The following is a 20412-nucleotide window of genomic DNA, read 5'->3' on the forward strand; positions in this document are numbered from 1 at the left end:
GTATATTTCAAATCATAAAAACAAAAAAGCGTATGAGAACAAGACTTTTATTCATGCTGCTCCTGGCCGGTTGGGCATGGGGCGTGGTGCAGGCCGTTACTGACGAAGGGCGTTACATTGAAGTGACCGGTACTTCCGAGGTGGAAATCGTACCGGATGAGATACATTACATCATCGAAATCAAGGAATATTTTGCCGAAGAATTCGACGGCAAATCCAAAGAGGAAGATTACCGTACGAAGGTACCCTTGGCCCGGATAGAGGAAGGGGTGCGGAAAACACTCCGGGAAGCCGGTGTCCCGGACGAAGCCGTGCGCACACAGGAAATCGGTGACTATTGGCGCGAGAGCGGACGGGAGTTCCTCGTTTCCAAGCGGTTTGACCTCACGCTGACCGACTTCAAGCAAATCGACCGCATTGTCCGGCATGTGGACACCAAAGGCATCCATACGATGCGCATCGGTGAGTTGAAGAACAAAGACATGCAGCTTTACCATCAAAAAGGGAAAATAGCCGCCTTGATGGCCGCCCGGAAGAAAGCCGCTTATTTGGTTGAGGCATTGGGCCAAAAACTTGGAGGAGTGGAACGCATCATTGAAAATGGAAACAACGGCCTTTCTCCCATGTTCACGGCACAAAGCAACGTAAGTTCTTCCGACGCGGCTTCCTTCGATGGTTTTCGAACGATTAAGAACCATTATTCCATGTCGGTTCGTTTTGAAATTTTAGACAAATGAAAACGGACTACGAAATCAGGCAAGAGACGGAGAAAGACTATCCGCAAGTTTTCAAGTTGGTGGAAGAAGCCTTCCGGGACATGGAGGAGAGCGACCATCGCGAACAGTTTCTGGTGGGGCGGCTTCGGCATTCCCCCGCATTTGTTCCGGAACTTTCTTTGGTGGCCGACGGGGACGGCGGCGTGGTCGGCTACGGCCTGATGACCCGTGTGTCGATTCGTTCGGGAAAACTGGAGGCGGAATCCTTGGCGCTGGCTCCCGTAGCCGTACGGCCGGACAGGCAATCCATGGGCATAGGCAGTGCCTTGATTCGGGAACTGCATGCACGGGCCGCCCGGTTGGGCTACAAGTCGGCCGTCGTGTTGGGGCATGAAGGGTTTTATCCCCGTTTCGGATACAGGAAAGCTTCGGACTATGGAATAGCATTTCCTTTTGATGTCCCGGCGGAATGTTGTATGGCCGCCGAGTTGGTGGCCGGAGGGTTGCGCGGCACACAGGGTATGGTATGCTATCCGGAAGCGTTTATGGAGTGAAGGGGGACTGCCATTCATTTTGTCATATTGTCAGAATGTCAAATCCGAACCCGTGAGAATCGCGTGTATGGGAGCAGGGCAAGCCTCCGAAGATTTTAAGCGATTCTCGCGGCTTTCGCCAGATTCAAAAAGAAAGGACAAACGCGGTAGTGCCTGTCATTTGGGTGGGTCCGGCGGTGCGCCCTGCCGTATGGTGAGCCGTTCCGCGTAAGTTGGTTGGGACTTTCCGGGTACAGGATGTCGCGGTGCCCTTGTCGGACGAATAAGAGCTAATAAATTCGCCATGCGCAGGAAAAGCCGGTAAAAAAGGCCGTGGAGCAGGTCTTCGCTTTGATATTCGGACGTGCGTTTTCCAATCTGCGCCAAGTGAAAAATCGCTTTCAGCCGAACGATTTTCCGTTTGGCGCAGAATGATTTGATTCTTGCCACGAAAAAACGAAAAAAACTCCGGTTGTCGCCTCTCTGACAACGGCATCATAATCGGACGGCCCCGAAAGGGAAGCTTTTTTCCATGCTTCGCCTTCGGGGCCGTCTTCATGATTTGCGTCTTTAGGAATGACTTTATGCTTCTTTTTTAAGGTTTTTGGTGACACTTTGTCCGCATGCCATGGCTTATTCAAAAACCTCGTCGATGCCGCCATATTCCTCCACCGGTGCCTCTTCTGTCAGGATGGTGTCCTGGCAAGGGTCGAACCCTTCGGGAATGCTGAACTTCTCGTCGGGGGAATATCCCAAGTCTTTGTCTTTATATACCTTTTGGAAGAAATAGGCGCAGACGGGCAAAGCCGAAGAGGCTCCCTGCCCGTACGTCATGCTGTTGAAATGGATGTCGCGGTCTTCGCCGCCCACCCAACAACCGGCGGAAAGCGATGGCGTGAAGCATACGAACCAACCGTCGGAGTTCCGGTTGGTGGTTCCCGTCTTGCCTCCCATGTCTGCGTTGACATGGTAACGGAAACGCATGCGTCCGCCCGTACCTCCGTTCATTACGCCTTGCAGCATGATAATCATTTTATAAGCGCTTTCCTCGCTGATGACTTCCGTCATGCGGGGTTGGAACTCCCCTACCACATTCCCTTCGTTGTCTTCTATCCGCGACACGAAAAGGGGAGCCGTGCGGATGCCGCGGTTGGCAAAGGCGGTATATGAACTGACCATCTCTGCCACGGAGATTTCACAAGGACCGAGGCACAGCGACATGGAAGGATGGATGTCGCGGTTGAGCACGCCGAACTCGTGAATCAGCCGTACCAAAGCCGACGGACTGAGGCGGCTCATCAGGTAGGCAGAAATCCAGTTGTTAGACTGGGCCAGTCCCCATTTCAACGTAACCATTTCCCCGTATCGGGAGCGGCTACCGTTGCGGGGAGTCCAAGGCTTTCCGGCCACGATATACGTCTGTTGCACGTTCGGCGCAAGGTCGCAGGGCGACATGCCGTTTTCCATGGCTAGCGTATAGAGGAATGGTTTGACGGTAGACCCGACCTGGCGTCGGCCCACTCCGGCCATGTCGTATTGGAAATAGCGGTAATCCGGTCCGCCCACGTAGGCTTTCACGTATCCCGTGCGGGTGTCCATGCACATGAATCCTGCACGCAGGAAACTTTTGTAATAGCGGATGGAATCCATTGGTGTCATGATGGTATCCACTTCGCCGTGGTAAGAGAAAACGGTCATTTCTTGTGGCGTGTTGAACGACTTTTTGATGTCTTCTTCGCTAGCTCCGTTTTTCTTCATGGTGATATAGCGCTCGCTTTGTTCCATCGAACGGCGCATGATTTTTTCCACCTCCTTAGTAGAAAGTTGGTTGGAGAACGGACGTGTCGTCTGGTGACGTTTTTCTTTGTCGAAGATGGGCTGCAGGTAACCGGCCACATGCTCTTCCACGCTTTCTTCCGCATATTGTTGCATGCGTGAGTCGATGGTGGTGTAGATTTTCAGGCCGTCCGTATATAGGTTATAAGGCGTACCGTCCTTTTTCCGGTTCTTGTTGCACCACCCGTATAAAGGGTCGGTTTCCCATGCCAACGAATCCTCATAATACTTTTGGTCTTGCCATGAAGCATAATCGCTTCGGTCGGGTTCTTTGGCCATCAACATCGTGCGCAGCCGTTCGCGCAGGTAAGTGGCCAGTCCTTCTTTGTGGTCCACGCGGTGGAAACGCAGCCCGATGGGTTCCAACTTGTGCAGCTCGGCATCTGCCTTGCTCAAATAACCGGCCTTGACCATCTGGTCCAGTACCACGTTGCGCCGCTCACGGCAACGTTCCGGTTTCCGCACCGGATTGAAATAAGACGGGTTTTTGCACATGCCGATAAGCGTCGCCGCCTCACATACCGAAAGGTTCTGCGGTTCTTTGTTGAAGTATGTGCGGGATGCCGTCTTGATGCCCACGGCATTATGCAGGAAGTCGAAATAGTTGAGGTACATGGTGATGATTTCCTCCTTGGTATAGTACCGTTCCAACTTGACTGCAATCACCCACTCTATGGGTTTCTGCAAGGCACGCTCCATCGTGCTCTGCGCCACGTCGCTATAAAGTTGTTTGGCCAGTTGCTGCGTAATGGTACTTCCTCCCCCGGCATTGCTTTGCCCAAGGATACCACGCTTTACCACGGCCCGCGCCAAAGCACGGTAGTCGATGCCCGAATGATCATAAAAGCGCTCGTCTTCCGTGGCCACTAACGCCTTGACCAACCAAGGGGAAAGGTCGTCGAAGCCCACGAAAATACGGTTGGCCCGGCTGTACGACCAGGTACCCAGAAGTTTGCCGTCGGCCGAAACGGCCTGTGACGCGTATTTGTTGACGGGGTTTTCTAATTGATATAAGTTCGGCATGTATCCAATCCATCCGTGCCAGATGGCGTAAAAAGCCAAGGAAACTGCACTGACGCAAAGAAACAAAATCACCCACAAAGTGATTACAAACTTCTTCCTCATAAATCTTTTTCTTTCATTTATCAAAGTGGCAAAGTGCAAAATTACAAATAAACTTTATAATAGGCTGTTTATTTGTGGAAAAGTTAACGAAATGATGCGCACTCCTCTCTCGTTCCACTTTTTTTATGTAACTTTGAAAGCTGAAGAAATTCTATATATAAGCAAAAAGAAATCCGAAATGGAAAACAGGAGTTTGGTAACTATTGCAGACCATTCCAAGGAAAAGATCATGTATCTGCTCAGAATGGCCGGAGAATTTGAGAAACATACCAACCGCAAGCTGTTGGAGGGTAAAGTCGTGGCTACTTTGTTTTTTGAACCGTCTACGAGGACACGGTTGAGTTTTGAAACGGCAGCTAACCGTTTGGGAGCGCGCGTCATAGGGTTTACCGACCCGAAAGTGACCAGTTCCACCAAGGGCGAAACCCTGAAAGACACCATCATGATGGTAAGCAATTATGCCGATTTGATTGTCATGCGGCATTATCTGGAGGGGGCGGCCCGTTATGCTTCCGAGGTGTCTCCGGTGCCCATTATCAATGCGGGCGACGGGGCCAACCAACATCCTTCGCAGACCATGTTGGACCTTTATTCCATTTATAAGACGCAAGGCACGCTTGACAACTTGCAAATTTATATGGTTGGTGATTTGAAATACGGACGCACTGTACACTCTTTGCTGATGGCCATGCGTCATTTCAACCCTACGTTTCATTTCATTGCCCCCGAAGAGCTGAAGATGCCGGACGTGTACAAGCAGTATTGCGACATTCATCATATAAAATATGTGGAACACACGGACTTTACCGCCGATACCATTGCCGGGGCGGACATTCTCTACATGACCCGTGTACAAAAGGAGCGGTTTACCGACCTGATGGAGTATGAACGGGTGAAGGACCTCTATCTGCTCAAACTTTCCATGTTGAAGAAAGCCAAGGACAATATGCGTATCTTGCATCCGCTCCCCCGCGTGAACGAAATCGAGTACGCCATCGACGACGACCCGCACGCTTATTATTTCGAGCAGGCCCACAACGGCCTGTTTGCGCGGCAGGCTTTGATATGCGACGCCTTGGGGCTGACCTTGGACGATGTGATGAACGACCGGACGATTATTGACTAAAATACCGTAAGCATACAATGAAGAGACAAGAACTTTTGGTGGCCGCGCTTGAAAGCGGTACGGTGATAGACCACATTCCATCTAGCAAGCTCTTTGAGGTGGTCAACCTGCTCCACCTCGAACAGATGAAGACTTCCATTACTGTGGGCTACAACTTGAAGAGCAAGAAAATGGGACATAAGAGCATCATCAAAATTGCGGGCAAGTTTTTCTCGGACGAAGAACTGAACCAGTTGGCCGTGGTGAGCCCGAACGTGACCTTATGTATTATAAAGGACTATGAGGTCGTGGAGAAAAAGGAAGTCGTTTTGCCCGAAGAACTGAAAGGTATCGTGAAGTGTGCCAATCCCAAGTGCATTACGAACAACGAACCGATGAAAACATATTTTCATGCCGTACCGGGCAAGGAAGGTGTGCTTCGTTGCCATTATTGTAATAAAGAGGTGGATTTGGACCACGTTAAACTGGTGTAACCCTTTCGGCTATGAAGCAAGACTGGAAACCCGGAACTATGATTTATCCCCTGCCCGCCTTGTTGGTCAGTTGTGGCAGCACGCCGGAGGATTATAATTTGTTCACCGTGGCGTGGGCAGGAACCATTTGCACCAATCCGGCCATGTGCTACATCTCCGTACGACCGGAACGGCATTCTTACGCGCTTATCAAGCAAAGCATGGAGTTTGTCCTCAACCTGACTACCGAAGACATGGCGTACGCCACGGATTGGTGCGGCGTGCGTTCGGGGCGCGATTACCGTAAATTCGAGGAAATGAAGCTCACTCCGGGAAAGGCCCGCATGGTGGCAGCCCCCATCGTGGAGGAATCGCCGTTGAACATAGAGTGCCGTGTGAAAGAGGTTGTATCTTTAGGGTCGCATGACATGTTCATCGCGGAAGTACTGAATGTGAAAGCCGATGAGCGTTATTTGGACGAGCAGAGCGGGAAATGGAGCCTGGACGCCAGTCACCCTTTGGTTTACCTCCACGGGGCTTACTATGGCTTGGGCAGGAAAATCGGTAAATTCGGTTGGAGCGTGGAGAAAAAGAAAGAATGAAATCCAATTATTTAAAGTCAATAAAAATGAAAACAGACACAACAGTATTTGATTTGATTGAAAAAGAGCACCAACGGCAGCTCAAAGGAATCGAACTCATCGCATCGGAGAATTTCGTGAGCGACGAAGTGATGAAAGCCATGGGGTCTTGGCTGACGAACAAGTACGCCGAGGGATATCCGGGAAAGAGGTACTACGGAGGCTGCCAGGTGGTGGACGAAGTGGAGAGCTTGGCCATCGAACGGGTATGCAAACTGTTCGGTGCCGAGTACGCCAATGTGCAGCCCCACTCGGGAGCGCAGGCCAATGCTGCGGTATTTTTGGCATGCCTGAAGCCGGGTGACACCTTCATGGGCTTGAATCTGGACCACGGAGGCCATTTGTCCCATGGTTCGGCTGTGAATACTTCCGGTATCCTCTACCATGCCATCGGTTACAACCTCAACAAGGAAACCGGCCGTGTGGATTACGACGAGATGGAGAAACTGGCTCTTGAACATCGCCCGAAAATGATTATCGGCGGCGGTTCGGCTTACAGCCGCGAGTGGGATTATGCCCGCATGCGTGAGATTGCCGACAAGGTTGGTGCCATATTCATGGTAGACATGGCACATCCGGCCGGTTTGATTGCAGCCGGACTGTTGGAGAATCCGGTAAAGTATGCCCATATCGTGACTTCTACCACCCACAAGACATTAAGAGGTCCGCGCGGGGGTATCATCCTGATGGGTAAAGACTTCGACAACCCTTGGGGATTGAAGACTCCGAAAGGCGAGGTGAAGAAAATGAGCCAACTGCTCAACAGTGCCGTTTTCCCCGGTATCCAGGGTGGCCCGTTGGAGCATGTGATTGCCGCCAAGGCCGTGGCTTTCAACGAGGCGTTGCAACCCGAATTCAAGGAATGGGCTAAACAGGTACAGAAGAATGCCAAGGTTTTGGCCGATGAACTGATGAAACGCGGTTTCGACATCGTAAGTGGCGGAACAGACAACCACTCCATGTTGGTGGACTTGCGTAGCAAATATCCCGACTTGACGGGCAAGGTGGCCGAAAAAGCCTTGGTAGCAGCCGACATTACGGTGAACAAGAACATGGTGCCGTTCGACAGCCGCAGTGCGTTCCAGACTTCCGGCATCCGTTTAGGTACGCCGGCCATTACGACACGTGGGGCAAAAGAAGATTTGATGGTACTGGTTGCCGAGTTGATAGAAAAGGTATTGAATGCGCCGGAAGATGAGAATGTCATTGCCGATGTGCGCAAGCAGGTGAACGAAGTGATGGCAGGTTATCCTTTGTTTGCTTATTAAGAAATACGAATTGTCGGGAATAAGACTGAAAAAGAACCGGACTCCTGTAACCCTTATGGAGTCCGGTTCTTTTTTTATTTCCCTCCCTTAGCAAAGTTGCAATAATAGCCTATTTTATAAAAGGCAAAGAAATACAGGTTGGGATGCCTGCCATACAAGTTCCGTCGTAACATCGGTTCGCACAGGCGAAACAACAGGAATACAAAAGAAACAAGATGCAATCGTTGGAGAATGCCGTACAGGCGCAGCATCTCCGAAGACCCCTCCAACTTCTTGCGGTGCACATAGAGCGTCCGTAATGACTCCTCCGTCTTTCGCAACACGTTGAGGTTCGTATCTAAGCCACAGTTCATCAAAGGATTGTCGATATGCAGGATTTTGATGCCTTCTTTTTTTAATGCCAATCCGAATAAAGTGTCTTCATGCCCGTAGTGCGTGATGGTTTCATCAAAAGGATGTTTGAGGAACGTTTCGCGGAGAATCATGAAATTAAACGTGCGGAAGACTTTGTAGGGGTGCAAAGCCCGTTTTTCGGCAGTGAAGTGAGGTTCGGCGTTTTTTTCGTAAAGATACGCTAAAGAAACCTCTGGTGACGGAAGCTGTTCCGGATGCACCAAGCCTCCGTAAACGACTTCAGCCGCATTACGCACAGCCATGTACCGGGACAGGAAGTCGCTACCGACCACCGACGCATCACAATCCATAAAAATAAGGTAGTCATATCGGGCGAGGTGCCCCAAGATATTGCGGATACGCGAACGACCCACGTTTTCTTGTAATTCGATATATTTACAGCCGGGAATGCCGTTGATTTTACGGTTTTCACGCTTAAAGGCTTCCTCCGAAGCATCGTCAGCCACTAATATTTCGTAAGGGCATTCCAATCTTTCAGCCTGTTGTTGCAGGTCGGTCACCAATTTAACGCACACGTAGTTATACGCCGGAATCAAAATGGAAAGCATATTCTGTTTTATGGTATTTCGGTTTTCAAAACTTTATGAGGCCTGCGGGGTTCTTTGGCATTGTATGATGAGTACATGGTTCGTCTTGTCATCTATCCGGAAACGGTTGTCGCTCCGTTCGTTGACCAACCAAGCGATGTGCTCTCCGCTACATACGACTAACTGCCTTTCTTTTTCAAACAGGTTTTTCTGGCAGTTTGTCAGGTAGTCGCTTACCAATTTCTGCCCCGTCATGCCGAAAGGGACAAAACGGTCCCCTTCTTGCACGAGCCTTACCGTTATGGGATATTCTATTTTGTCCAGGTCCAGGCACACCGTATCCTTGCTTCGAGGTATCGTAAAATGCCGGTCATAATGCACCCTGCGAATGAGGAAGGTAAGGTCTTGTGTTACTTTCACACATCCTTCCAATGGAAGGACATGGCACAAACACTTGTATTGTTCGTCTTTACGGCTAAGCACAAGCGTTTTTCGGTCCCGAAGCAACCGCCATTCATGGCTTTCATAAACTTTTCCGGAACAACCATCTAAGTGGTCGAAAACCTCTTCCGCCTGAACGCTGTTGAAACCGTACGCGGACAGCAGTTCAAAGAGCACGGTGCGTGCGGCAGGAACAGCCTTCAAGGCTTGTATGTCGATACGGTCATTCCGGCATATACGCGCCTTCAAATCCTCTACGGCCATATTATATAAGGTATAGGCATCTTCCAGATGGCGTATCGTGCCTTGTAAGGTGTCGAGGATGGACGGGTTCACGGTTTTCAGCATCGGCAAGAACTCCAGACGGATTTTGTTACGGACGGCTTCCGTTTCCAGGTTCGTGCTGTCCGTGACGTAAGGCTGTCCTTTCCCGGCCAAATATCGTTCGATTTCTTTCCGGTTCGTGTCCAACATCGGGCGTATGACATAACCGTTATGGTAGCGCATGCCCGTCAAGCCTTTCAGCCCCGTGCCGCGGACCAGATGCAACAACAGTGTTTCCACGTTGTCGTCACGATGGTGTGCCACAGCAATTTTATCAAACCGCCAGTCTGCACGAAGCTCTTCAAAATATCCATAACGCAATTCACGTGCGGCCATTTCTATGCTGATACCTTTTTGACGGGCGTACGCCGCCGTGTCGAAATCTTTCGTATGCAAACGTATGGACCGTGAACGGCATAAATCGCGCACGAATTTCTCATCACGGTCGGACTCCTCCCCGCGCAGATGAAAATTACAGTGCACGGCTTCGCAATGGAAACCGGCCTGTTGCAGCACCAATAGCAAAGCCACGGAATCGGCTCCTCCACTCAAGGCCACAAGTATCTTGTCATCCGGTCCAACCAACTGGTGCTCCCGGATACACGACATGACACTGTCATAAAAAAATTCTTCCTTCACCATATCCTCTTGTCTAAAACAAACAAACCCGTTGCAGGAGTATGCAAAGATAACAAATAAGCCTTAAAAATTAGCGATAGAAGTATTTTATTCTGTCGTTCCCTGTTCTCTTTTTCATAATATAAGGTAAAAAGACGGAATTTGTTCCCCACGGCTTATTCCGTTATCCGTTTTTACATTATTTTTGTCCGATACATTTTATATGGTTCGACTTATGTGGCATGAATATATAGCTTATTTCATTATCGTGGTGGCTTTCTGTTGGGTGGGAAGGCGCGTATACCGGTTCATACGTCATCCGGAAGACTCGTCGGCATGTGCAAGTTGTACGGCAGACTGTAAATTGAGGGGGTTGAAACGCCCTACAAGGAAAGAAAAAAGGAGAAACTGCACCAAAAAAGAGGAAAATGCGCATAAATAATTGCGGTTTTCAAAAAAAGTTGTACCTTTGCAACGCAAAACGGAAATGGTTCCCTGACCGAGTGGTTAGGTAGCGGTCTGCAAAACCGTCCACAGCAGTTCGAATCTGCTGGGAACCTCTTCCGAGATGCGAAGATGTTGGTTCCCTGACCGAGTGGTTAGGTAGCGGTCTGCAAAACCGTCCACAGCAGTTCGAATCTGCTGGGAACCTCTTGACAAGAAAGCCGTTTCAAGTAGAAACGGCTTTTTGTATTCCCTATTCCAAATTCGGGTTCTTTTCATGGGGGTTGTATTTTCCGTCAGTTGCCGATTGCGATTTGGCTTTCCTGCGGTATTCGTTAGGTGTCATGCCGGTAATCTTCTTGAAAACCCTGTTGAAATAAGAGAAGTCCTCGAAACCGACCAGATAGGAAGTTTGTTTTACCGGAAGGTCGTTCGTGACAAGCAATAACTGAGCTTTTTCTATTTTGCGTTGAATGATGAAATTGGCAGGAGTCGTTCCCGTTTCCTTTTTGAAGATACGGATAAAGTAGTTTTTAGATACACATAATGTTTCTGCCACTTTGTCGATGCAGAGGTCGTCCGAAATGTGATTGCGGATATAGGTGATGGCTTTTCTTATCCGGTCGTCCGTCACCACGGATTTAATATGAGCCGTTCTGAAAAAGGGGGCAAGCAATTGGTAGACAATACCGCGCGAAATCATTTTGTTATAAAGCGGCCTCTGTTTGTTCTTTAATAAGTTGGATGCCAATGTGGAACTGTTGTCATAAGTAGTGGGATCGGATTTGCTCAACTTCATCGTCGGATTCAAGGAGTATAGTTCCTGGAAGATAGAACGTTCAAGGGAACCGGCCTGGATTTCCTCCGGCAGGATCCAATCTTCCAAGAACAAGCTTTTGGCCTGAGGGTCTTCATAAATGTGGGCATAGTAATGGGCAAAAGATGAGGTGCATTCATAACTGTGCGTAGTAAATGCGGGAATAAAGTACATGTGCCCTTCGCGAAGCTGCACGGTATGGTCGGGCAATATGACTTTGGCCGTACCTTCTATGACATAATAAAGGCGAGCAAAAGGGCTGCTCACGTTTTTCCAATTCCAATCTGCATTATGCAGGGCCAGTCCCACATTAAGGACAAAAGGGTGAAAATTGTCTATGTTAAATTCCATGGCGTATAAAATGAATTCAAAGATGGTAATAATATTCATTATTTTGCCCCCCAACAGTTAAATTATCATAAAACAGTTTTGTCCTATAAGATTTAGCCGATATTGTTCTTATTAAAGGCTATAAAGTCCAATAAGAACAATATGTTTTCACCTACTTTTGCATAAGCTATTTATGGTGCAAACAACATGATGAAAGAAATGACATCAATAAAAAAGATTCTATTATGAAATATTCATATTTAGGAAAAACGGGAATGAAAGTGCCCGTATTGAGTTTTGGTGCCTCTTCATTGGGAGGTGTGTTTCGCTCTGTCAGCGAAGCAGAAGCGATTCGTGCCGTATTTACGGCGATAGAACATGGTATGACCTTCATCGACGTGTCGCCTTATTACGGTCACACGAAAGCCGAGACGGTATTGGGAGGGGCTCTGACGGAATTGCCGCGGGAATCGTTCCTCTTGTCTACCAAAGTCGGACGTTACGGTGCAAATGGGGTGAACCTTTGGGACTATTCCGCTCAAAGGACTCTGGAAAGCGTTTTTGAAAGCATGGAACGGCTGCATGTGGACTACATCGACCTTATTAATGTGCATGACATAGAGTTTGCAGATCTTTCCCAAGTAATAAACGAGACCTTGCCGACATTGGTGGAACTACGGGAGAAAGGACTCGTTGGCCATGTAGGAATCACCGACCTGCAGCTCGAAAACCTGAAATGGGTCATCGACCGTGTGCCGGAGGGGACAGTGGAAAGCGTGCTCAATTTTTGCCATTATTCGTTAAACGATGACCGGTTAGCCGATTTCTTGGATTACTTCGAGGCAAAAGGAATCGGAGTCATCAACGCATCTCCATTCTCTATGGGGTTGTTGTCGCAGCGTGGTGTACCGGAATGGCATCCGGCTCCGGCTGCATTGGTCGAAGCTTGCCGCAAAGCCTCGGACTATTGTCTGTCACAGGGTTATCCTATAGAAAAGTTAGCGATTCAGTTTTCGGTCAGCAATCCTCGTATTGGTACCACCCTTTTCAGTTCTGCCAATCCGGACAACGTGCTCAAGAATATACAATATATCGAGGAGCCGATAGATTGGGATTTGGTAGCTAAAGTGAAAGAAATCATCGGAGACCAACAACGTGTAACGTGGAAAAACACATAAAACCGGAAAGAGATGGAATATACAATCATTGATGCCCATTCCCATTTATGGCTCAGACAAGATACCGAAGTCGACGGGCTGCCCATCCGCACCCTCTCGGGAGGCAAATCGCTTTTCATGGGAGAAGTCCGGCAAATGCTCCCGCCTTTTATGACGGACGGAAGAAACACTGCTGAAGTGTTCCTCTCCAACATGGACTATGCACAAGTCAGTGCCGCCGTGGTCACACAAGAATATATCGACGGCATACAGAACGATTACCTGATGGACGTACAGGCCCGTTACCCGAATCGCTTTTTGGTATGCGGTTTGTGCGAGTTCCGCAAACCGGGATTTCTGGTGCAGGCCAATGAACTGATAGGGAAAGGATTCAAGGCCATCAAGGTTCCGGCCAACCGCTTGGTTTTGTCCACAGGCAGGATTCCGTTGAACGGCGACGAAATGATGGCCATGTTCCACCTCATGGAGGGACACCGGATCATCCTGTCGATAGACATGTTGGAAGGCGACACCCAAGTGGAGGAGTTGAGAGACGTGATTACGGAATGCCCGGATCTGAAGATTGCCATCGGACATTTCGGGATGGTGACTTTTCCCGGTTGGATGGAACAAATCAAATTGGCACGTTATCCCAACGTATTCATAGAGTCCGGTGGCATCACATGGCTTTTCAACGATGAGTTTTATCCTTTCAAAGGAGCCGTGCGTGCCATCCGAGAAGCTGCCGGACTCGTCGGGATGGAAAAATTGATGTGGGGATCGGACTATCCGCGCACCATCACGGCGATAACCTATCGCATGTCCTACGACTTTGTTGTAAAGAGCAATGAGCTGAGCGATGAGGAAAAATCCCTGTTCTTGGGAGGCAATGCAAAAACTTTCTACGGCTTCGGTGCCTTGCCCGTATTACCTTATATTAAAAACATGTCAGAATGAAAGCATTTCAGATTATATCGCCGCTTCATACGGCTTTAAAGGAAATAGAAGCGCCTGCCTGCCGGACGGGCGAAGTATTGTTACGTATCCGTTATGTGGGTTTCTGCGGCTCAGACCTCAACACCTATTTGGGGCGGAACCCGATGGTACGGATGCCTGTCATCCCCGGCCATGAAGTGGGCGCTACGATAGAAGCTGTGGGCACGGATGTCCCCGACTTTCTGCGCCCGGGACAGAATGTCACCGTCAATCCTTACACGAATTGCGGCAAGTGTGCCTCTTGCCGTAACGGGCGAGTCAATGCTTGTGAACATAACGAGACTTTTGGCGTACAACGGGATGGCACCATGACGGAATTCGTGGCCGTGCCTTGGCAGAAAGTCGTAACGGCCGACGGGCTTTCCGCCCGCGACTGTGCTTTAGTGGAACCCATGAGCGTGGGCTTCCATGCCGTGTCGCGTGCTCAAATTACGGACATAGACACGGTCATGGTCATCGGCTGCGGCATGATTGGCTTGGGGGCTATTGTCCGTGCAGCCCTGAGAGGGGCAAAGGTAATTGCCGTGGATTTGGATGACGAAAAGCTTGAGGTGGCGCGTTCCTTGGGGGCTACCTGCCTTCTCAATTCCAAAACGGAGGACGTGCATGCCCGGCTGATGGAATACACCGGAGGCTTAGGCCCGGACGTAGTGATTGAGGCTGTGGGCAGTGCGCCGACATACGTCATGGCCGTTCAGGAAGTATCCTTCACCGGACGTGTAGTGTACATCGGATATGCCAAAAGCGATGTTTCTTTCCAGACGAAGTTGTTCGTGCAGAAGGAGTTGGACATACGTGGTTCGAGAAACGCATTACCGGAAGATTTTCGCGCCGTGGTCCGTTATTTGCAACAAGGACGCTGCCCGGTGGACAAGCTCGTTACCCGTGAGGTCTCCCTTGAACAAGCCGGGAAAGCATTACAGCAGTGGGCGGATGAACCGTCTAAGGTTTTCCGAATCTTGGTGAAGTTTTAAAAAGATTTACATTCATCTAAATGTTGGATTTATGTATAAAAGAAATATTCAATTATATATAATGAGAACCATTTGTATCATTTGTTTGCTAGTACATGTACTGTGCTTTCAAACAGCTTGTACAATTCTCAGTGAGACTCCCCGCGAAACAACCAACATCAATAATACTTGGAAGTACGCCCAAGGCGATTACACAGGAGCTGAACAAGTAGATTATGATGACAGCTGTTGGGAAAACATTGGTATTCCTCATTCTTTCAGCATACCCTACTTTATGGCAAAAGATTTCTATGTGGGGTATGGGTGGTATCGGAAACATTTGCAACTGGATGAAAAGGATTTGACGAAAAAGCTCTTCTTGGAGTTTGACGGTGTGTTCCAAGATGCGGAAGTTTTTGTTAACGGGAAATTAGCAGGCAGGCATGTGGGAGGATATACGGGCTTCTCAATAAATATCTCTGATTGTGCAAAGGTTGGTGATAACATGGTAGCGGTTCGGGTAAATAATTTATGGCAACCGGATGTAGCCCCCCGGGCAGGCGAACATGTATTCAGTGGAGGTATTTATCGCAATGTACGGTTAGTGAAAAAAACTCCCGTACACATTGCTTGGTATGGTACGTTTGTAACCACTCCGGAGTTGGAGGAACAGGATGGAAAAAGCTCATCGGTAAAAATTGAAACGGAATTGTGTAATGACAGCGATGAATCAGGAACCTACCGCTTGGAAACGCGTATTCTCAATGAATGGGGAGAAGAAGTGGCGGTAACGGAAACCACGGGAAGATTGGCCGCTAACGAGTGTAAGGTGTGGATGCAACAGACAGAACCGATTCAGGAACCTAAACTGTGGACACCTCAGACCCCTATCCTGTACAAAGCGGTTAGTTCGCTCTATAAAGATGATGAGTTACTGGACTGTATGGAAACTCCGTTTGGTTTCCGATGGCTCAAATGGACAGCCGACAAAGGTTTCTTTCTAAACGGTAATCGCTTGGTTATTCAAGGTGCCAATGTGCATCAAGATCAGGCCGGTTGGGGAGACGCTGTGACGGAAAGTGCCGCCCGGCGGGATGTGGCGATGGTAAAGGAGGCCGGATTTAACTTTATCCGTGGCTCACATTATCCACATGCTCCGTTTTTTGTTCAGGCTTGCGATGAACTGGGTCTTCTGTTCTGGTCGGAAGCTCCTTTTTGGGGCATAGGTGGATATGGAGAGGACGGTTCATGGAGTAGTAGTGCCTATCCGGTGGATAAAACTCATACGGCTGCATTCGAAGAAAGTGCCTTGCTGCAATTAGAGGAGATGATACGCATTCACCGTAACCATCCGTCCATTGTGGCGTGGAGTGTGTGTAATGAAGCCTTCTTCACCGCCCCGGAGGCTATGGATGGCATGCGCGGATTGTTGCGGAAAATGGTAAATCGAGTTCATCAGTTAGATCCGACACGTCTAGCAGCCATTGGAGGCGCCCAACGTCCTATCGGGGAAGGACGCATTGACCATATCGGAGATGTGGCAGGCTATAATGGTGACGGGGCCATTATTCCTGACTTCCAAAATCCGGGCATTCCCAACATTGTTTCCGAATATGGTTCCGAAATCTCGTCAGACCGCCCTGGAGAATATAACGCGAAGTGGGGATGCATAAAGCAGAATGAAGGGTGGAAAGGGTATCCTTGGCGCAGCGGACAAGTTAGTTGGTGTGCTTTTGACCACGGCAGCATAGCCGGAAGCATGATGGCCAAGTTGGGCATTATCGATTATTTCCGCATTCCAAAACGTTACTGGTACTGGTATCGCAATGAATATGCAGGTATTGCTCCACCGGAATGGCCGATAGATAGTGCGGCTGCAAAACTGAAATTGGAAGCTAGTGGTACGATTGTAAAAACGGACGGCACGGACGATGTACAGTTGTTGGTTACGGTATGTGACGTTTCGGGCAAATGGGTCAGCCAGTCGCCCGACGTGGAATTGCGTATTGTATCTGGTCCGGGTGAGTTCCCAACAGGACGTTCCATCCGTTTTGAGGCTGACAGCGACATCCGCATCATGGATGGGCAAGCCGCTATCGCCATGCGTTCCTACTATGCAGGCAAAACTATAGTAGAAGCCACGTCCGAAGGTTTGGAACCGGCACGGATTACGATTACGTTTAAGGGTGGTGAGGAATATAAAGAAGGAGTAACTCCGATAGTAGAACGTCCCTATAAACGTTATGTACGTGAGGGGAAGACGGAGGTTATACAAACTTTCGGGCGAAACAATCCTACTATTACCAGCAGCAACGCAAATGAACATACTCCCGGCATGGCTTCCGATGGAAATATTCGGACTTATTGGAAGGCTTCAGCGGAGGATAAATCGCCTTTCTGGACAGTGAATACGGAAAAGGGCTTGCAATTAAAGGAAATCCAACTGCATTTCCCCGATGAAGCGGCTCGCCGCTATATAGTGGAGGCATCACATGATAACAACACATGGGAAGTACTCTGTGACAAGAGTCAGAATACGCAGGCGGAACAGAACCTGTTGTTGTCATTCTCTGAGGAAGTCCCTACCGGCCGTTTTGTCCGTATCCGTTTTTTGGAAAACGACAAGGCTGCATTGACGGAAGTGATTGTGAAAGGGATTGTTTTGGAATAAGAGAAATACAGGTCAATTAAATAAATGTATCTATGTTGGAATTGAATAAAACAACGGCCTCCAAGAGTGAAAGGCCAGAGAGAATCATACAGTTTGGCGAAGGCAATTTCCTGCGCGCTTTCGTGGATTGGATTATATCAAATATGAATGAGCGCAGTAACTTTAACGGCAGCGTGGTCGTGGTGCAACCTATCGAAAAGGGCATGGTGGATGTGCTCAACCGGCAGGATGGCCTTTACCACGTCAACCTGCAAGGGCTTGAAAACGGGCAGGTGGTAAACTCATACCGCCTGATAGATGTCATCAGCCGTGCGCTTAACCCCTATAGCCACTTTGACGAGTATATGAAACTGGCCGAGCAACCGGAAATTCGTTTTGTCGTTTCCAATACGACCGAGGCCGGCATCGCATTCGATCCGGCTTGCAGGCTCGACGACCGTCCGGCTGCCTCTTACCCCGGAAAACTGACGCAACTGCTCTACCATCGTTTCCGTCATTTCCGTGGCGACAAAAGCAAGGGGCTGCTTATTTTTCCCTGCGAGTTGATTTTCCAGAACGGGCATCATCTGAAAAGAATCATCCGACAATATATCGACCTCTGGCAGCTTGGCGAGGATTTTGCGGCATGGTTCGAAGGGGCATGCGGCGTGTATGCCACGTTGGTGGACCGTATCGTGCCGGGCTTTCCCCGTAAGCACATCGAAGAGATTCAGGAAAGGCTGCAATACAAAGACCAGCTCGTCGTACAGGGCGAGGCATTCCACCTTTGGGTCATCGAAGCTCCGGAAAATGTGGCGCAGGAGTTTCCGGCTGCGGAATGCGGCCTGAACGTACGTTTTGTGCCCGACGAAGAACCTTACCACCGGAGAAAGGTGACCTTGCTGAACGGGCCTCATACGCTACTCTCCCCCGTGGCATATCTTTCCGGAGTAGACATCGTGCGTGATGCCTGCCAAGACCCGGACGTGGGGCGGTATATCCACAAAGTGATGTTCGACGAACTCATCGAGACGATAGACTTGCCACAGGAAGAACTCCGGACGTTTGCCAACAGCGTGATGGAACGGTTTACCAACCCGTTTGTAGACCATCAGGTCACGTCCATCATGCTGAACGCCTTCCCTAAGTTCGCCACGCGAGATTTGCCGGGACTGAAAGAATACCTCAGGCGCAAAGGCACGCTCCCGTCCGGAATCGTGTTCGGCCTGGCAGCCCTGATTATTTATTATAAAGGTGGCAGCCGCGAGGATGGTACTCCGATTGTCCCGTCCGACTCCCCCGACATCATGGCACACGTGGCCTGCTTGTGGCAGGACGGCGACGAGCAAAAGGTGGCCACTGGCGTGTTGGAACGTACGGATTGGTGGGGTGAAGATTTGAACCGGATACCCGGATTGGGCGGACTCTTGGCACGTTACCTGAAAGACATCCGCTTACAGGGCATGCGGGAGGCACTGAAACACATGTTGGATTCATAGGATTTCTTTATGTTGAAATATATTATCATTCATCCGGCGGACAATGTGGCCGTGGCTTTGCAACCGTTGGAGGAGGGAGAAAGCATCACATACGGGAGCACGATTGTCAAGGTGAGGGAGCAGGTTCCGGCCGGCCATAAAGTCTCGTTCGCCCATATTGCCGCCGGACAGGACGTTATCAAGTATGGCAGCCCCATCGGGCATGCCACGGAAACGATAGAGCCAGGCCGGTGGGTGAACGAGCGGATGTTGCGTACCAACCTGAAGGGGATATCGGATTACCAGTACCGACCTGTACACATCCCGTGTTACCGCCCCGACCGACTGCAGACTTTCTCGGGGTATGCACGCCGGAACGGTGAAGTGGGCATCCGTAACGAATTATGGATTATCCCCACTGTGGGATGCGTCAACGGCGTGGCCGAACGTTTGGCGCGGATGCTCGAAAAGGAAACCCGTGCCGAAGGAATAGACGGCATCAGGGCTTACACGCATAATTACGGGTGTTCGCAATTAGGAGACGACCACGAGCATACGCGCCTCATCCTGCGCGACATGGCACTCCATCCCAATGCCGGCGGCGTGTTGATAATCGGCTTGGGTTGCGAAAACAACCAGCCCGACGCATTCCGTGCCTTACTTGGAGACTATGACACGGAGCGCATACGCTTTATGGTCTGCCAACACGAGGAGGACGAGATGGAGAGCGGGATGACGATTCTCCGGGATTTATATGCCCGGATGGTGGGAGACAGCCGGACGGAAGTGCCGATGGGGAAACTGAAAATAGGACTCAAATGCGGAGGTTCCGACGGCTTTTCCGGCATTACGGCCAATCCGCTTTTAGGATGTTTCTCAGACTACCTCGTGGCACAAGGGGGCACCACGGTGCTTACAGAGGTGCCTGAAATGTTCGGTGCCGAAACGCTTTTGATGGCGCGTTGCAAGGATGCGGCGGTTTTCCGGAAGACCGTCTCGCTCATCAATGGTTTCAAGGACTATTTCATCAGCCACGGGCAACCGGTCTTCGAGAACCCCTCGCCGGGAAACAAGGCCGGGGGGATTTCCACCTTGGAAGAAAAGTCATTGGGATGTACGCAGAAATCCGGGACGACTGCCGTGTGCGACGTGTTGGAATATGGAGAAACCTTGTCTTCTCCGGGACTGAATTTGCTGAGTGCTCCCGGCAACGACCTTGTGGCCAGTACCGCTTTGGCGGCCTCCGGATGCCATATCGTGCTGTTCACGACCGGACGCGGCACGCCTTTCGGTACGTTTGTGCCCACCGTGAAGATTTCGTCCCACACCGGATTGGCGGAGAAAAAGTCTAATTGGATAGATTTCAATGCCGGCACGTTACTGGAAGGAGAACCCATGCCACTCGTATTGGAACGCTTCACGTCTTTCGTCCTCGACGTGGCCAGTGGGCGGCAGACGTTGAACGAAGAGAACGGTTATCACGAAATTGCTATTTTCAAGTCCGGCGTTACCCTGTAAACCGGAATTATGCTTCCGGAAGATTTTCGCTTTCCGGAAGCTTTTCTT

Annotated in this window: 17 protein-coding genes and 2 tRNA genes; 14 read left to right on the top strand and 5 right to left on the bottom strand. The window is 49.9% G+C overall.

Annotation, left to right across the window (positions count from 1 at the left end; all coding sequences use genetic code 11):
• Nucleotides 1-32: 32 nt before the first annotated feature.
• Together HMPREF9442_RS12500 and HMPREF9442_RS12505 are read left to right on the top strand one after the other, a co-directional pair.
• On the top strand, nt 33-737 hold the full coding sequence (locus HMPREF9442_RS12500; protein WP_172604642.1) for an SIMPL domain-containing protein: 705 nt from the start codon (nt 33-35) through the stop codon (nt 735-737).
• Nucleotides 734-1270 carry a GNAT family N-acetyltransferase gene (locus HMPREF9442_RS12505; RefSeq protein ID WP_008629160.1) on the top strand — a complete coding sequence of 179 codons (537 nt, stop codon included), beginning with the start codon at nt 734-736 and terminating at the stop codon, nt 1268-1270. Before HMPREF9442_RS12500 ends, HMPREF9442_RS12505 begins: the two co-directional genes overlap by 4 nt.
• Nucleotides 1271-1650: 380 nt before the next feature.
• Here the strand turns inward: HMPREF9442_RS12505 and HMPREF9442_RS16295 are convergent, their stop codons facing one another.
• The gene (locus HMPREF9442_RS16295; RefSeq protein ID WP_008629163.1) at nt 1651-1911 is read right to left on the bottom strand and encodes a hypothetical protein; all 261 of its coding nucleotides are present in this window, start codon (nt 1909-1911) and stop codon (nt 1651-1653) included.
• A complete protein-coding gene (locus HMPREF9442_RS12515; RefSeq protein ID WP_008629165.1) occupies nt 1883-4210 on the bottom strand; it encodes a transglycosylase domain-containing protein in 2328 nt (775 codons plus the stop codon). The genes HMPREF9442_RS16295 and HMPREF9442_RS12515 overlap by 29 nt, the downstream gene beginning before the upstream one ends.
• A gap of 178 nt (nt 4211-4388) precedes the next feature.
• Here HMPREF9442_RS12515 and pyrB point away from each other — a divergent pair, with 178 nt between their 5' ends.
• The 4 genes from pyrB to glyA are packed head-to-tail and all read left to right on the top strand — an operon-like array spanning nt 4389 to nt 7697.
• Nucleotides 4389-5336, top strand: coding sequence for an aspartate carbamoyltransferase (gene pyrB, locus HMPREF9442_RS12520; RefSeq protein ID WP_039865552.1), 948 nt, complete (start codon nt 4389-4391; stop codon nt 5334-5336).
• A 17-nt stretch (nt 5337-5353) separates the two neighbouring features.
• Nucleotides 5354-5809, top strand: coding sequence for an aspartate carbamoyltransferase regulatory subunit (gene pyrI / locus HMPREF9442_RS12525; protein WP_008629168.1), 456 nt, complete (start codon nt 5354-5356; stop codon nt 5807-5809).
• A gap of 11 nt (nt 5810-5820) precedes the next feature.
• Nucleotides 5821-6390, top strand: a complete 570-nt coding sequence (locus HMPREF9442_RS12530) for a flavin reductase family protein (protein ID WP_008629169.1) — start codon at nt 5821-5823, stop codon at nt 6388-6390.
• A 26-nt stretch (nt 6391-6416) separates the two neighbouring features.
• Nucleotides 6417-7697, top strand: coding sequence for a serine hydroxymethyltransferase (glyA, locus tag HMPREF9442_RS12535; RefSeq protein ID WP_040603118.1), 1281 nt, complete (start codon nt 6417-6419; stop codon nt 7695-7697).
• 74 nt (nt 7698-7771) lie between these two features.
• Here the strand turns inward: glyA and HMPREF9442_RS12540 are convergent, their stop codons facing one another.
• The gene (locus HMPREF9442_RS12540; protein WP_008629171.1) at nt 7772-8659 is read right to left on the bottom strand and encodes a glycosyltransferase family 2 protein; all 888 of its coding nucleotides are present in this window, start codon (nt 8657-8659) and stop codon (nt 7772-7774) included.
• A 33-nt stretch (nt 8660-8692) separates the two neighbouring features.
• Nucleotides 8693-10045, bottom strand: coding sequence for a tRNA lysidine(34) synthetase TilS (tilS, locus tag HMPREF9442_RS12545; RefSeq protein ID WP_008629172.1), 1353 nt, complete (start codon nt 10043-10045; stop codon nt 8693-8695).
• A 465-nt stretch (nt 10046-10510) separates the two neighbouring features.
• On the opposite strand from tilS, the gene HMPREF9442_RS16300 reads away from it, so the two are divergent.
• Nucleotides 10511-10581 (top strand) — tRNA-Cys (locus tag HMPREF9442_RS16300).
• Nucleotides 10582-10602: 21 nt separating this feature from the next.
• Nucleotides 10603-10673, top strand: a tRNA-Cys gene (locus tag HMPREF9442_RS16305).
• Between the two features lie 45 nt (nt 10674-10718).
• Here HMPREF9442_RS16305 and HMPREF9442_RS12555 read toward each other — a convergent pair.
• Nucleotides 10719-11633, bottom strand: a complete 915-nt coding sequence (locus tag HMPREF9442_RS12555; protein ID WP_040603123.1) for an AraC family transcriptional regulator — start codon at nt 11631-11633, stop codon at nt 10719-10721.
• Nucleotides 11634-11857: 224 nt separating this feature from the next.
• Here HMPREF9442_RS12555 and HMPREF9442_RS12560 point away from each other — a divergent pair, with 224 nt between their 5' ends.
• Genes HMPREF9442_RS12560 through HMPREF9442_RS12585 form a run of 6 tightly spaced genes read left to right on the top strand, consistent with a single transcriptional unit; the run spans nt 11858 to nt 20364 of the window.
• Entirely contained in the window at nt 11858-12790 is a 933-nt protein-coding gene (locus tag HMPREF9442_RS12560; protein WP_008629182.1) for an aldo/keto reductase, read from the top strand.
• Nucleotides 12791-12802: 12 nt separating this feature from the next.
• On the top strand, nt 12803-13726 hold the full coding sequence (locus HMPREF9442_RS12565) for an amidohydrolase family protein (protein WP_008629185.1): 924 nt from the start codon (nt 12803-12805) through the stop codon (nt 13724-13726).
• Nucleotides 13723-14739, top strand: a complete 1017-nt coding sequence (locus tag HMPREF9442_RS12570) for a zinc-binding alcohol dehydrogenase family protein (protein WP_008629194.1) — start codon at nt 13723-13725, stop codon at nt 14737-14739. The genes HMPREF9442_RS12565 and HMPREF9442_RS12570 overlap by 4 nt, the downstream gene beginning before the upstream one ends.
• A gap of 31 nt (nt 14740-14770) precedes the next feature.
• The gene (locus tag HMPREF9442_RS12575; RefSeq protein ID WP_008629196.1) at nt 14771-17389 is read left to right on the top strand and encodes a glycoside hydrolase family 2 protein; all 2619 of its coding nucleotides are present in this window, start codon (nt 14771-14773) and stop codon (nt 17387-17389) included.
• Between the two features lie 32 nt (nt 17390-17421).
• The gene (locus HMPREF9442_RS12580) at nt 17422-18867 is read left to right on the top strand and encodes a tagaturonate reductase (RefSeq protein WP_008629198.1); all 1446 of its coding nucleotides are present in this window, start codon (nt 17422-17424) and stop codon (nt 18865-18867) included.
• Nucleotides 18868-18876: 9 nt separating this feature from the next.
• Complete coding sequence (locus HMPREF9442_RS12585; protein ID WP_008629200.1) at nt 18877-20364, top strand: UxaA family hydrolase; 1488 nt, start codon at nt 18877-18879, stop codon at nt 20362-20364.
• The last annotated feature ends 48 nt before the right edge of the window (nt 20365-20412 follow it).

It is taken from the genome of Paraprevotella xylaniphila YIT 11841, assembly GCF_000205165.1.
Classification (GTDB): domain Bacteria; phylum Bacteroidota; class Bacteroidia; order Bacteroidales; family Bacteroidaceae; genus Paraprevotella; species Paraprevotella xylaniphila.

Bases quoted from the DNA above. Each gene is read 5' to 3' on its own strand.
- HMPREF9442_RS12500 (WP_172604642.1), top strand. From the start codon at position 33: ATGAGAACAAGACTTTTATTCATGCTGCTCCTGGCCGGTTGGGCATGG.
- HMPREF9442_RS12505 (WP_008629160.1), top strand. From the start codon at position 734: ATGAAAACGGACTACGAAATCAGGCAAGAGACGGAGAAAGACTATCCG.
- HMPREF9442_RS16295 (WP_008629163.1), bottom strand. From the start codon at position 1,911: ATGGCGGCATCGACGAGGTTTTTGAATAAGCCATGGCATGCGGACAAA.
- HMPREF9442_RS12515 (WP_008629165.1), bottom strand. From the start codon at position 4,210: ATGAGGAAGAAGTTTGTAATCACTTTGTGGGTGATTTTGTTTCTTTGC.
- pyrB (WP_039865552.1), top strand. From the start codon at position 4,389: ATGGAAAACAGGAGTTTGGTAACTATTGCAGACCATTCCAAGGAAAAG.
- pyrI (WP_008629168.1), top strand. From the start codon at position 5,354: ATGAAGAGACAAGAACTTTTGGTGGCCGCGCTTGAAAGCGGTACGGTG.
- HMPREF9442_RS12530 (WP_008629169.1), top strand. From the start codon at position 5,821: ATGAAGCAAGACTGGAAACCCGGAACTATGATTTATCCCCTGCCCGCC.
- glyA (WP_040603118.1), top strand. From the start codon at position 6,417: ATGAAAACAGACACAACAGTATTTGATTTGATTGAAAAAGAGCACCAA.
- HMPREF9442_RS12540 (WP_008629171.1), bottom strand. From the start codon at position 8,659: ATGCTTTCCATTTTGATTCCGGCGTATAACTACGTGTGCGTTAAATTG.
- tilS (WP_008629172.1), bottom strand. From the start codon at position 10,045: ATGGTGAAGGAAGAATTTTTTTATGACAGTGTCATGTCGTGTATCCGG.
- HMPREF9442_RS12555 (WP_040603123.1), bottom strand. From the start codon at position 11,633: ATGGAATTTAACATAGACAATTTTCACCCTTTTGTCCTTAATGTGGGA.
- HMPREF9442_RS12560 (WP_008629182.1), top strand. From the start codon at position 11,858: ATGAAATATTCATATTTAGGAAAAACGGGAATGAAAGTGCCCGTATTG.
- HMPREF9442_RS12565 (WP_008629185.1), top strand. From the start codon at position 12,803: ATGGAATATACAATCATTGATGCCCATTCCCATTTATGGCTCAGACAA.
- HMPREF9442_RS12570 (WP_008629194.1), top strand. From the start codon at position 13,723: ATGAAAGCATTTCAGATTATATCGCCGCTTCATACGGCTTTAAAGGAA.
- HMPREF9442_RS12575 (WP_008629196.1), top strand. From the start codon at position 14,771: ATGTATAAAAGAAATATTCAATTATATATAATGAGAACCATTTGTATC.
- HMPREF9442_RS12580 (WP_008629198.1), top strand. From the start codon at position 17,422: ATGTTGGAATTGAATAAAACAACGGCCTCCAAGAGTGAAAGGCCAGAG.
- HMPREF9442_RS12585 (WP_008629200.1), top strand. From the start codon at position 18,877: ATGTTGAAATATATTATCATTCATCCGGCGGACAATGTGGCCGTGGCT.